At 43.2% G+C, this 13446-nt stretch carries 11 protein-coding genes; 5 read left to right on the top strand and 6 right to left on the bottom strand.

Features of this window, described 5'->3' with window-relative positions:
- The first annotated feature begins 247 nt into the window (after nucleotides 1–247).
- The 4 genes from AC504W_RS25540 to AC504W_RS25525 all read left to right on the top strand — a co-directional run bounded on the left by AC504W_RS25540 (nucleotide 248) and on the right by AC504W_RS25525 (nucleotide 4338).
- A complete protein-coding gene (locus AC504W_RS25540) occupies nucleotides 248–1885 on the top strand; it encodes an FAD-dependent oxidoreductase (protein ID WP_494875025.1) in 1638 nt (545 codons plus the stop codon).
- 13 nt (nucleotides 1886–1898) lie between these two features.
- Entirely contained in the window at nucleotides 1899–2240 is a 342-nt protein-coding gene (locus AC504W_RS25535; protein WP_190710328.1) for a 4Fe-4S binding protein, read from the top strand.
- 177 nt (nucleotides 2241–2417) lie between these two features.
- Nucleotides 2418–3602 (top strand): acyl-CoA dehydrogenase family protein, encoded by a 1185-nt coding sequence (locus AC504W_RS25530; RefSeq protein ID WP_494875024.1) that lies wholly within the window; start codon nucleotides 2418–2420, stop codon nucleotides 3600–3602.
- Between the two features lie 73 nt (nucleotides 3603–3675).
- Complete coding sequence (locus AC504W_RS25525) at nucleotides 3676–4338, top strand: HAD family hydrolase (RefSeq protein WP_494875023.1); 663 nt, start codon at nucleotides 3676–3678, stop codon at nucleotides 4336–4338.
- A gap of 18 nt (nucleotides 4339–4356) precedes the next feature.
- On the opposite strand, the gene AC504W_RS25520 is transcribed toward AC504W_RS25525, so the two are convergent.
- The 6 genes from AC504W_RS25520 to AC504W_RS25495 all read right to left on the bottom strand — a co-directional run bounded on the left by AC504W_RS25520 (nucleotide 4357) and on the right by AC504W_RS25495 (nucleotide 11453).
- Nucleotides 4357–5241 carry an ABC transporter permease gene (locus AC504W_RS25520; protein ID WP_494875022.1) on the bottom strand — a complete coding sequence of 295 codons (885 nt, stop codon included), beginning with the start codon at nucleotides 5239–5241 and terminating at the stop codon, nucleotides 4357–4359.
- Nucleotide 5242: 1 nt separating this feature from the next.
- Nucleotides 5243–6040 carry an ABC transporter ATP-binding protein gene (locus AC504W_RS25515; protein ID WP_494875021.1) on the bottom strand — a complete coding sequence of 266 codons (798 nt, stop codon included), beginning with the start codon at nucleotides 6038–6040 and terminating at the stop codon, nucleotides 5243–5245.
- Between the two features lie 13 nt (nucleotides 6041–6053).
- Entirely contained in the window at nucleotides 6054–7079 is a 1026-nt protein-coding gene (locus AC504W_RS25510; protein WP_494875020.1) for an ABC transporter substrate-binding protein, read from the bottom strand.
- Nucleotides 7080–7355: 276 nt separating this feature from the next.
- Nucleotides 7356–8294, bottom strand: coding sequence for an ABC transporter substrate-binding protein (locus tag AC504W_RS25505; RefSeq protein WP_494875019.1), 939 nt, complete (start codon nucleotides 8292–8294; stop codon nucleotides 7356–7358).
- Nucleotides 8295–8420: 126 nt separating this feature from the next.
- A complete protein-coding gene (locus tag AC504W_RS25500; protein WP_494875018.1) occupies nucleotides 8421–9689 on the bottom strand; it encodes an MFS transporter in 1269 nt (422 codons plus the stop codon).
- Between the two features lie 153 nt (nucleotides 9690–9842).
- A complete protein-coding gene (locus AC504W_RS25495; protein WP_494875017.1) occupies nucleotides 9843–11453 on the bottom strand; it encodes an FAD-dependent oxidoreductase in 1611 nt (536 codons plus the stop codon).
- Between the two features lie 500 nt (nucleotides 11454–11953).
- On the opposite strand from AC504W_RS25495, the gene AC504W_RS25490 reads away from it, so the two are divergent.
- Nucleotides 11954–13306: a selenium-binding family protein gene (locus AC504W_RS25490; RefSeq protein WP_494875016.1), complete on the top strand. Its 1353-nt coding sequence runs from the start codon at nucleotides 11954–11956 to the stop codon at nucleotides 13304–13306.
- The last annotated feature ends 140 nt before the right edge of the window (nucleotides 13307–13446 follow it).

Genomic DNA, 13446 nt, shown 5'->3' with positions numbered 1-13446 from the left:
CTACAACGGGGGGAACCCCCGCAAAGCACTGGCTCCCCGAAGCGGAGAGAGGCTTTGAATCTTGCACCCCTTCCCTCGTAGGGAAGGGGTTGGGGGTTAGGTTTGAGATAAATTTGCACACGGCGTTACGTACTCTTTGTGTATGTTATGCAGACTCTATTTTCTGCATAATTAGTCCGACAAAACAGCACTCATCACAAACAAATCAGCGGCTACTGCTAAGGCAATATCAAAAAGGAGAAAGAAATTGCTCACAGAAAATGAACTACAACTAAATGCTGACGTGCTGGTGATTGGTGGTGGCCCTGCCGCAGCATGGGCAGCATGGTCAGCAGCATCTCAAGGTGTCAAAGTCATCATTGTTGATAAAGGTTTTCTGGGTACAAGTGGTGCTGCTGCGGCGAGTGGTAATGGCATCATGGCTCCTTCTCCAGAGAACTGGGAAAAAGTTGTCTCGGAGCGTTTTCGTGTAGGAAAAGGCCTCGCTAACTTGCGTTGGATAGAGCGTGTAGTTGAAAAAACTTGGCTGAGTTTGCCTTTATTGGAAGATTGGGGTTATCGTTTCCCAAAAGAAAATGGGGAATCTGTGCGTCAGAGTTATTATGGCCCAGAATATATGCGGGTAATGCGGAAAAACCTGCTGCGTTCTGGAGTGCAAATTCTCGACCAAAGCCCGGCTCTAGAGCTTTTAGTGGCTGAAGATGGTTCTGTGGCTGGGGCAAGAGGTGTACAGAGACAACATCATCGTTTTTATACAGTTCGTGCGGGTGCTGTAGTATTGGCGAATGGCGGCTGTGCATTCTTAAGTAAAGCATTAGGTTGCAATACTAATACAGGTGATGGAATGCTAATGGCGGTAGAAGCTGGTGGAGAACTCTCCAGTATGGAAGCTTCTAATCACTATGCAATTTCGACTGCTTTTAATGCCACTGTCACACGGGGTGTTCCTTTTGGTTGGGCAAGTTATAGCGATGAAGAGGGTAATGACCTTGGTGGTTATATCAATGGTCGTCGTGATCCTGCATTCCTTCCAAATGCCCTGATGAAAGGCTCTGTTTATGCTCGTTTAGATAGAGCTACACCGGAAGTCAAAGCTGTGATTGAAAAGTCTCATTTCATCGCTTTTCTACCTTATAAAAAAGCTGGGATTGATCCCTATACAGAACGAGTACCTGTCACATTGCTTTTAGAAGGGACAGTCCGGGGTACAGGTGGTGTTCGGATTATCGATGATAGTTGCGCGACAAAAGTACCTGGACTATATGCGGCTGGGGATGCGGCATCGCGGGAATTTTTAGCTGGTTTAGCTTCTGGTGGTGGTGGCCCCAATGCGGCTTGGGCAATCTCTACAGGGCAGTGGGCAGGAGAAGGGGCGGCTAAGTTTGCTAAGAATTTGGGCGCACGTGCAAATGAAAGAACTGCACGTGCAGCGGGACAAGTGGGAATGCGATCGCACTCCTCCACGTCTGCAACATTCGATAACGAGGCAATTGTGCGCGGTGTGCAAGCTGAAATGTTCCCATTGGAGAAAAACTACTTGCGTTCGGAACAGAAACTTCTAGACTCCCTCGCCAAATTAGAAACGCTGTGGCAACAAGTACAAGGTAATCCCAAACAGGATAGCGTACGCGATATCGAATTTTCTCGGCGTGCGGTTGCTCTGACTGCTGTCGCCAGATGGGCATATTTTAGTGCCTTACATCGCACAGAAACCCGCAGCGAACACATTCGTATAGACTATCCCCAGACCGATACCCATCAGCGTTATTATCAAGCCACAGGCGGCTTAGATAAGCTTTGGGTAAGACGCGATTGGATTACGGATGCGCCTGCTACGCCAGCAGTAGAAACCATTCAAGCCACACCCGTTGTATCAAAGTTGTAGCCAAAATAAAATCATGATTGAGCTTGTCAGCCATAAACTCTGTATTAATTGCAATCTGTGTGTTCAAGTTTGTCCGACTAATGTCTTTGATGCAGTCCCTAACCAACCACCTGTAATTGCTCGCAAAGAAGACTGTCAAACTTGTTTTATGTGTGAGGCATATTGTCCGGCGGATGCGCTTTATGTTGCACCCCAATCTCACACTGAAATTGCAGTCAATGAGGATGATTTAATTGAAAGTGGCATTATGGGTGAGTATCGTAAGATATTGGGTTGGGGATATGGCAGAAAAAATAATAGTGAATTAGATACGGCGCATAAACTACGCCAACTGCCGCGCCCTTATCAAAGTTAATAGCTATGTCAGTAAGTTGGGTTGAACGAAGTACAACCCAACTTATTATTATATTTAACTGAAAAGCTTATTAAGAAACATAATACGGTAGGTTTGTTAAACTATTGTAAATCTAAAATTTTTCAGCACAATTGATAGTTGCTCCTCATAAAAAGTTGGCAGGAGAAGTTGCGAAATATGCAATTAATCGGAACTAAAAAGTCTCAAAATTATCTTGATATAGCTAGGTCTTTAGCAAAGGAATTTGCGGAAACTGCTGTAGAGCGAGATGCAAAAGGGGGAACACCAAAATATGAACGCGATCGCCTGCGCCAAAGCAACTTGCTAAAATTGATCGTACCGACAGAGTACGGTGGTTTAGGAGAAAGCTGGATTACCGTTCTTAGGATTACCCGTGAGTTTGCCAAGGTTGATAGTTCTATTGCTCACGTCTTTTCTTACCACCATCTAGGTGTAGTAGTTCCTCACATATTTGGTTCAACAGAGCAGAAACAGCGATATTATGCAGAAACTATTGACAACAATTGGTTTTGGTGCAATGCCCTCAACCCTTTAGATAAAAGAACGACGCTGACACCAGAAAATAATTATTTCCGTCTTAACGGCATTAAAAGCTTTTGCTCTGGCTCCCAAGATTCGGATATATTACCAATCACTGCTACTGATCAAGAAACTGGTGAATTGAAAATTCTGGCAATTCCTACCCAACGCCAAGGTGTGACTGTTCATGATGATTGGGATAATATGGGGCAACGTCAAACAGACAGCGGTACTGTGACATTTGAAAATGTGCTGGTATACCCAGACGAAATTCTGGGTATTAGAGATAAACCCAGCCAACCCTTCACCACTATTCGCGCCTGTTTAACTCAATTGAATCTCGCTAATATCTATTTGGGAATTGCCCAAGGAGCATTTGAAGCAGCTAAAACCTATACTGGCACTAATACAAAACCTTGGCTGACATCAGGTGTAGAGAGTGCCACCCAAGATCCTTATATCCTCCAACACTATGGCAATATATGGGTTGATCTGCAAGCAGCTACTTGTCTACTTGACCAGGCGGGAGAATTATTACAACAAGCTTGGGATCAGGAATGGTCACTCACCGCAGAACAACGGGGAGAATGTGCGCTGTTTATTGCTACTACCAAAGTTGTCGCCACTAGAGTTGGTTTAGACATCACCAACCGCATCTTTGAAGTTATGGGCGCACGCGCTACTAATGCCAAATATGGTTTTGACCGTTATTGGCGGAATCTCCGCACATTCACTCTCCATGATCCAGTTGATTATAAAATCCGAGACATAGGAAATTGGGCGTTAAACGATGAACTACCAAAACCTAACTTTTACTCTTAGAGGTTGTTGGCAAAAAGGAAATGCGATCGCTCATCAATCGCAAAGAATATATAATTAGCACTTCAAGGGGAAAATGCTCAATTTGAGGCAAAATCGGTTCAAGCTTGTGATTTTTGATTGTGATGGAGTCTTGGTGGATAGTGAACCAATCGTCAATCGCATTTTTGCACAAACGCTCACCGAAGCTGGATTTCCGATTACCTATGCAGAAGTAACTCAAAAATTTATAGGCAAATCCCTACAAACCTGTTTAGAGATTATTGAGGAATCTTATAATAAACCCTTGCCGAAAAACTTTGTCGAACGTTGCAAGGAACGAGAAATAGCCGCATTGCAGCAAGAATTAACAGCAGTTTCCAGTATTACCGAAGTATTAGAGCAAATGACATTACCAAAATGTGTGGCATCAAATAGCAGCCACCGTCATATTCAACTGGTGTTAAATTTAACAGGAATTTTGCATCAATTTGACGGTAGGTTATACAGCGCCCATGATGTTTCGCGCCCCAAACCTTTTCCCGATGTGTATCTCCATGCAGCCGAGCAAATGAACACAAATCCAGAACATTGTGTTGTGATTGAAGACTCTGTAACAGGTGTGCAAGCAGGATACGCAGCAGGGATGACGGTTTTTGGTTATGCCCAACATAGTGATCGCACTGCGCTGACTGCGGCTGGAGCTAAGATAGTTTTTCATGATATGCAGCAGCTTTCTCAACTGATATCCGAATATTAATATTTGGTTATCTAAACACTACAATTCTCTAGGATTTGGTCGCCAGCGTAAAATGTAAGCTTCTAAAACACGCACTCCCCAATCAAGGAAAACGCTAATGGATGCCAAAATTACCAATATTGCCCAAGCTTGATCAACATTTAAAGTTCCCTGGGCTGACATTAATAAATAACCTAAACCCCGTGTTGAACCGATATATTCAGCAACTAACGCCCCAACTAAAGCCATACCCAAACTTGTGCGAATTCCGGCAATTACCCAACTCAAAACTGAAGGTAAAACAACCACATACAACATCTGCCAACGATTTGCACCCATAACTTGAAAAGCCGAAACCAACTCGCGTTCAATACTTTGGAGTCCCTGATAAGTTGTAAAAAATATGGGGAAAAAAGCGGCTAAAGCTGCTAATAATACTTTTGAGAGCAATCCAATGCCGAACCAGACAATAAAAAAGGGAGCTAAAGCAATCCGAGGTAGAGAATTAAATATCTGAACATAGGGAAGCGTGATTTTTGCTCCTGATGGCGAATAAGCGAGGATAATTCCCAGACTCACACCGCCAGTCATTGCTAAAGCTAGTCCAGTCATCGCCTCTTGAAATGTCACAAAGATATGTTGAAATATACTCCCGCTAGACAATAATTTCCATACCTCTTGAACAATTGCACTCGGCTTACCAACCAATGCTGGTTCAATAAACTGCGGAATGTTAAATGCTCCTGTCCCAATTTCCCACACGAGCAAAATTACCGCCAGAGGTGTGAGTTGTATAGCTAGTTGTTGTAAGCGTTGCCAACCTTGAATTTGATGGGGTTGAAAACTGGGTGTTTTTGGCTGTTTATTGGTAGCAGAGAGCGTGGATTGTTCGAGAGGGAAAATTTTATGGCGGGTAGTTTTCATTTTATGTTTTAAAGAGTGCGAAGCCTCGGTCTTGTTGTTGTAATACTTGTGTGGTTAACTCTGACCACATCTCACGCTGGATTTGCTGAAATCTCGGATCGGTACGAATGGCAATCGCAGATCGTTCTGTGGGTAAATCAATCTTAAATTCCTTGACAATTCTGCCAGGACGCGCGCTCAGGAGAAATACCCGCTGAGAAAGAGCGATCGCTTCATCCAAGTCATGAGTTACCAAAACAAAGGTGCATCCGGTATCACGCCATAATCGCAGAAATTCATCTTGTAACAGAGCGCGTGTTTGAGCATCTAAACTACTTAACGGCTCATCCAGTAACACCACATCTGGTTGATAAATCAGCGTGCGAATTAGTAATACACGCTGCTGCATTCCGCCTGATAATTCTCTAGGAAAACTATTTTCAAATCCCGACAACCCATATTTTTCGAGCATTGTCAAGGCTTTTTTCCTTCTTTCAGTTCGAGATATACCTCGAATTTCTAGAGGTGCGGTGACATTATCTATAACTGTCCGCCAGGGTAACAAAGTTTGCTTTTGGAACAAGTAGCCAATTTCTTTGATTCCGCTGGTGTTAAAACTACCATTGACATCTGTACCCGGACTAGTTAAACCCGCAATCACATTTAATAAGGTACTTTTACCGCAACCACTAGGGCCAATTAAGCTAACAAACTCACCACGATTAATAGTCAAGCTAACATTCTGTAGTGCGTCAATGCGCTTATTTTTACTCCAATAAGAAATGCCGAGATTTTGAGTAGTGATTGTCGGGACTGACATATTACGTTGCTCCTTAAGCTCGATGACCGGCAAATTTATCAAATACCCCTTCAGCATAAGGAACCATTTTCTTAATAATTCCCGTATCAAAAAATACTTTTTGGTCAGCCAAATAAGCAGCTTCACTGATAGAGGCATTTTTCGGCACTGAGCGTTTGAGTTCGGTATTCAGACCTGTAAGGATAGCGTCTAAATTTTGACTATCAAAACGTTTACCGACTACTTTGAGAATGTCTTCTGGTGCAGTTTGGTGCATATATGTAAAAGTGCGATTGACAACTTCAACTAATCTTTTAATAGCTTCCGGCTTTTCGGAAGCAACGCGCTCATGACTAAGCCAAGCACGAGTCATCGCCTCATTAGCACCAAAATACTTTTTATGCACATCTGGATCTAAAGCATTGAGTAATTGAAAGACTGTGCCTTCTTTGATTAATTTATGGAGGTCAGGCGCACCGGCGATCGCTGCATCTACTTGCTTTGTTTTCAGCAATGTATAAGTAGATGCTGTTGTACTTTGAACATATTCCACATCTTGATCATTCAAACCATTTTGCCGCAGATATTTGACGAATACTGCCCAACTCCAAGTGCCAATTTCACCCGCGGAAATTTTTCTACCTTTGAGGTCAGCAACACTCTTAATTTGAGAGCGCAAATCAGAACGAACAATTAAGGAAGTATCAACAAGATTACGACGATTGGCAACGACATTTAACGGCACTCCCTTCAAGCGAGAAAGATAAACGTGCAGAGGTGCTTGGGCGCTAAAATCAATTTCTCCTGCAATCAACGCATCTCGCATTTTGGCGCTACTTTGAAAAGTAATGACTTCAGCATTCAAACCAGCGGCATTAAAATAACCTAAATCCTGGGGAATCCAAACATCAATTGAGTTAATACCACTTACAGCCCCCAATTTAATGCTGATAGTTTCTTGATTAGCAGCAGGTTTAGTTATGTTATTACAGGCTTGTGTAACTAGAGCGGTTGTGACTCCTAAAGAAGCATATTTTAAAAAGTCTCTACGTGTGTGCATTTGCTTATTCAAGATTTATTTAAATTACAAGCAAGTAATATTAATGTGGGAATTTGGATTTAAGGCGTTGCTGAATTAGGGGATAAAATCTTAGGTAATCAAATCAGGATTTACGCAACTGGCAGATATATTTTCTGGTACAAGAGTCAATGGCCAAAAATTAAGGTTTTTTTGGACTATTGACCATTGACTATTGACAGCCTAAACGAAAAAAATCTGACACTTGCGTAAGCCCTAAATTAGTCTTACTTTTCACTCAGCAATTTTCGCAGTTGTTCAATTAGCTGCAATAACTCGGTTATCAACAATCTGCTGGAAAGTTGCATCAGGTTGAATCAGTCCCCACTTCACCATCCAGTTGTAGGTGCGGTGGAAATCAGTTTCCGAGTATGGTGCTGGGTCACTGTAGCGCAGGCGGTTGCGCCGGAAGTCTGATGGTTCGAGTTTGACAATCTCTTCCGATACGTCATCAATCAGATATTTTGTATAGCGGATAGGGTCTGTTTGCAAATCTTGAACAGCGCGACGAATAGCTTTATTAATCGCCTCGAAACTTTCTTCGTCTAGGTCGGGACTAGCAATTTCTAGACCGACATAGTGAGCCTCAGCGATAATCTTGTAGCCCAGTTTTTCGGCAACTGTAATCCAGGGTTCCATGACTGCAACTGCATCAACTAGCCCATCACGCAAAGCTACAAAGCGGTTGAATTGTTTATGTTGTCCACCGCCTTCGATGTGTACTACTTTAATCTCCTCTGGAGCCAAGAAGCCTTCAAGAGTTTGGATCGCGATGTAGTGAGAACCGTGGTGAAAGTTCACACCAACTGGTACGTTAGCTAGGTCTTGGGGGATGTTGTAGGGTGAATCTGGACGGACGATAATTGCTTGGCTGGCGATCGCCGCCCGCTTGGCTATCACCTGTCCACCACGGGAACTGTCGTATGTCCGGCGTACTTGTCCCCACTCACACGCGCGGTAAAGGGTGCTTTGTCCTTGTTCAAATAAAGAAGGGCCGCCAAAAGAACTTACTTGGCGATGATCGTCAATTAGGGTGATATTGGCTGGGCGATCGCCATAGTTGCGTTTGACAAACTCTATCTCTATTCCTAAGTCAGCAAAATATCCTTGATCACGAGCTACGTGGTAAGGCAAAGAGAACACCGTCCCACTAATCTCGGTGGTAATCTTCTTGAGTGCCAAATTTGTGTTACTCAAGGTTTATCTCCCTATTTTGTATAAGTAAGGTTTATTCTCCGGTAAATACACGTATTTGGTCAAGATTAAAAATATTTATTTACAGTATCAACTGGAGTCTCAAAAGCGATCGCACTGCTCAATACTTTAATTATTCGCCACTTGATGTTTCCCCAAGTGGATTAACCGCCCCATTTGGGGTAATTGCTGGATGAACAGTATCGAACCAATAATACAAACTACACCGCCAGCAATCAGTGTATTCGGAGCATTAAAGTAATATGCCGAAGTGCCTGCAAGCAAGTTACCGAAAGGCGACATCCCCATAAAGCACATAGCATAGAAGCTCATCACCCTACCCCGTTTGCTATCTTCCACAATAAATTGCAGCACCGTATTACTAGCAGCTACCTGAAGGGTAGAACTCCAACCAACTAAAACTAAAGCTAATTGAGAAATCCAAAAAACTTGAGATAAAGAGAAAAATATAAAGCCAATCCCCATAATTGCTGGAGAAAAGGCAATTAAACGCTCTAAACCTGCCACCTTTTCCCGGAAACTCAGATAAACACAGGCAAACACTGAACCCATTGCGGCTGCGGCTGTGAGAAAACCCAAGGTTTCTGCTCCTCCACGTAGAACTTCGACTGCAAAGATGGGTAGCAGTGTTGTATATGACATCCCGACTAAGCTGGCTACTGCGAGTAATGACAAAATAGACCGCACAGGCAAGAAATGATAAGCATATTGAAACCCTTCTTTCAATTTCTGCCAAGGATTAGTCATCTGTATTTCTACTGTTTTAGATGTAATCTGCATTGCAGATATCGCCCAAATAGCCACAATATAGCTGAGAGTATCATACAAAAAGCAATAACCTGCGCCAAACTTGGCAATAAAAATACCACCAAGGGCAGGGCCAATTAGCCTCGCAGTATGAAGAAAAGCTGCATTGAGGGCGATCGCATTTGCCATAAGTTCACGACTGACCATATCACTAACAAAGGCGTGACGTACAGGCACATCTAACCCTTTCAACAAACCTAACAATGTACTAAAAGCCAGCAATGTCCAGAAATTTGCCCAGCCGAGAAATGTCATCACCGTCAAAATTACAGATAGGGAAATTCCCACAATCTGAAGTAGCAGCAACAGGTGATGGCGGTTGTAGCGATCGGCTAAAATACCGGAAATTGGCGCTAGGGCAAATACTGGTAATTGTCCAAAAAATCCTGCTAATCCTAATAATAAAGCCGAATCAGTTAATCGATAAATCAGCCAGAGAATCGCTACTTGCGTCATGAAACTGCCAGTCATCGACCAAGCTTGTCCAGCAAAATAAAGGCGATAATTACGCGATCGCAAAGCAGGTAGATCAAGATTCAACTTAAATCTATATTTAGATAATAATTTCATTAATTTATAGCAAATTGACTAGAAAAACACTCTGCGTTACTCTGCGCTAACCTCCTCACACCTTTGCGTTTAAAAAAGGAAACAGGAAGAAACAAGACAATAGCCCAATTCCTTCCTAGCCCAAAGGTTGAGAAATTCCTCAATTCCCAAAAATTACACTGTCACCAATTCCCGATTTGCTACTAACGACTCAGGCTTGACCCAAATCTGATCTAAACCACCACTCCGCAGGCGATATTGCTGATTGGGGTCTTGTTGTGGATAATCTATGCGTTTGTGCATCCCTCTAGTTTCTTGGCGTTGCAAACCACTGTTGTACATCCAGCGTGCAGTCGCTACCATTGCTGCCGCTTCCCGCGATCGCACAATTTGACTATCATCTGGTGTATGACTATGGCGGATTTCTTGCCATAGGTGATCTAATCTGTCTAAAGATGCACTTAACCCTGCATCACTACGGAAAAGGTTGCGGTCATAAGGGAAAACTTCAGCTTGGGTTGCGGCGATCGCTTCATCGACTGAGAATTTATCATGACCTTCACCACGCAATCCCGCCGCACCAACGCCTTGGACACTGCGCTGAGAGGCTTGTTCTCCTAAACTAATTGCATAGTTAGCCGCAGATTGTCCCGACCAATAACCAGAAGACATTGCCCAAGCTGCATTATGACTACCACCACCTGTAAAACCACCACAGATTAATTCCCGTGTGGCTGCATCTCCCGCCGCATACAATCCAATGACTGAGGTAGCACAAGTGTAGTCAGCAATGCGAATTCCCCCAGTACCTCGGACAGTTCCTTCTAAACGTAAAGTTATGGGGAATCGTTGAGTAAAAGGGTCAATACCAGCGCGATCGAAGACAACAAAGAAGTTCGGTTGAGAGGCTCGCATCCAAGCTTTTGTCTCTTCATCCATATTTTGGTCGAGACGTGCATACACAGGCTGATTTAGCAATGTTTTGGCAATAACAGAGCGACCACGTTTAGAACCTGCACCTTCAATTACTGTGCCATCTTCATAAGTGAAAGAAGCCCAATCATAATATCGAGTCTTGGTGACAGAAGAAAACGCTGGAGAAATTGCGTAAGCATTAGAAAATTCCATTCCAGAGAAGTCAGCACCCGCCTCAGCTGCCATTAAATAACCATCTCCAGTCAGGACATTACAACCCAGAGCCTTACTCAAGAAAGCACAGCCACCGGTGGCAATGACGACTGCACCGGCTTTAACTGTCCAAGATGTGCCAGATTGACGATTAATTCCCTTAGCCCCAGCTACAGCGCCTTCTGCATCTACGAGCAATTCTAAAGCAGGGCTGTGGTCTAGAATTTTCACCCCTGCTTGTTTAATCCGTTTCCGCATGAACCGCATATACTCTGGCCCTTGCAAGGAACGGCGGATAACTTGGCCATTAGCATCAACACTGAAACGATAACCCTCATCTGCAAGAGAATTAATGTTGTCGTAGGTGCGATCTAATACCCTCGTCATCCAGTGCCGATCTGCTAAAAAGCCTCCCATTGCTTCCCGACTGGCCATTGCTGCTTCCCGTTGTTCTGGCTCTGGTGGAATATACCAAACACCATTGCCAGATGCGGCGGCTGCACCACTTGTACCGCAGTAACCTTTGTCTACTAATACAACTTTTGCACCATTGCTGGCTGCACTCCAAGCAGCCCAAGTCCCAGCCGGGCCACCGCCAATCACTAATACATCGGCGGTTAAATTAATCTGAGAAGCATCTTGATTGATACTATTCATGAAATTGACTCCTATACGAGTAGAAAAGGGGAAAGATGGAACTTCCCCAAAGATGTGAGATGAAAACTGGGTAAACCTTTTAGGGATTTGCCCATCTTTAAATCTCAAAATCCGACCTCAACAATTTCTGATTAGCAAGAAACTGCTCTGTGGAACTTATGAGTTTCAATCCTGCCGCTGTCAAAGGTTCGGTGGGACAATGGTCTAACGGATAGGATTTTTTAACGAGATTTGAGAAAACTCGAAAGACTTATTTGTCAGGTCACACGAGGTTTTTCGATAAAATACTAATTATTGACCGATTTAGTAGGATTTAATTTAGCAGTATTACATTACACCCCAGAAAATTCAAGTCCTTAGCGAATTAAATATATGGAAATCTAATTATGTGTACTACGAATACTTAGAAAAGCTAAATAGGATAGATCTTTTGCTGGACAAGATTATTCGTCACGCGATCGCACCCACACATACTAATCTCGATATAGAGGTATCAAATTATGGCTCATGCTTGCTGTGGCCCTGGTTATGCTTCCCCAGAAGCAGCTATCCAGGCAGAAAAGGAAAAAGTGCTTTATGTAATTGCCGTGTATACAGGTACAGGCATTGAACAACCAGATTATTTAGCGACTGTAGACGTTGATCCGCAATCTCCAACCTACTCCCAAGTAATTCATCGTTTACCCGTGCCTTATATTGGTGATGAGTTACATCATTTTGGTTGGAATGCTTGTAGTTCTTGTCATGGTGATGCCAGTAAATCCCGCCGATTTAGTGTAATTCCTGGACAAAAATCTAGTCGAATTTACATTGTTGATACAGCACAGACCAAAGCACCAAAACTCTATAAAGTTATTGAACCAGAAGAAATTAAAGCAAAAACCAACTTAACTGCACCTCATACAGTACATTGCCTAGCCGATGGTCATGTGATGATCTCAATGTTAGGTGACAGCGAAGGTAACGGCCCTGGTGGTTTTTTGTTACTAGATGAAAATTTTGACATTGCTGGACGCTGGGAACATCAAGCCGAGGGTATGCGGTTTAACTATGACTTTTGGTATCAGCCCCGTCATAATGTCATGGTTAGTAGTGAGTGGGCTGCACCCAAAACATATTACCCAGGCTTTGACCTCAACGATGTCACATCAGGTAACTATGGACAGCAGATACATTTTTGGGATTGGTCAACTCACGAAATTATTCAAACTGTTGACTTAGGAGAAGAAGGTTTAATTCCCTTAGAACTACGCTTTCATCATAATCCTGATAGCACACATGGATTTGTGGCCGCCGCACTCAGCAGTAATGTTTGGCATTGGCACAAGTCTAATGGCCATTGGCAAGTAGAAAAAGTTCTGGACATACCATCAATAGAAATAGAAGGCTGGCCGATACCTGTGCCATCTTTAATTACTGATATCTTAATTTCTCTGGACGATCGCTATATTTATTTCTCCAATTGGCTGCATGGAGATATTCGTCAATACGATATTAGCGATCCTGCTCATCCTCGTTTAACTGGTCAGGTTTGGTGTGGTGGTTTGCAAGGGTTAAGTAGCGAAGTCCAAGGCCATAAATTAGCTGGTGGCCCGCAGATGCTACAGCTGAGTTTGGATGGTAAACGGCTTTATGTCACTAATTCCCTATTTAGCAGTTGGGATAATCAGTTTTACCCTGATTTGTCGAAAAGTGGCTCATATTTATTGCAGATTGATTGCGACACTGAAAATGGCGGTATGAAAATTAACGAAGATTTTTACGTTGACTTTGGTAAAGAACCTGCTGGCCCTGCTCGCGCTCATGAAATTCGCTATCCAGGCGGTGATTGTACTTCCGATATTTGGTTGTGATAGTTGATAGGTTACAGCTAATCAGCTGTTAAGCACCTAGTTTGCAGTTTAGACCGCAGGGGAGCAGAGGTGCAGAGGAGAGGGTTTAAGTCATTTATTGATTTATTCAATAGTGCAGCTTAAATGCTGATTGGCTTAGG

The sequence above is a fragment of the Nostoc sp. C96 genome (genome assembly GCF_059384975.1).
The sequence above is the reverse complement of the archived record's forward strand: the minus strand, read 5'-3'. Positions and strand labels throughout refer to the sequence as shown.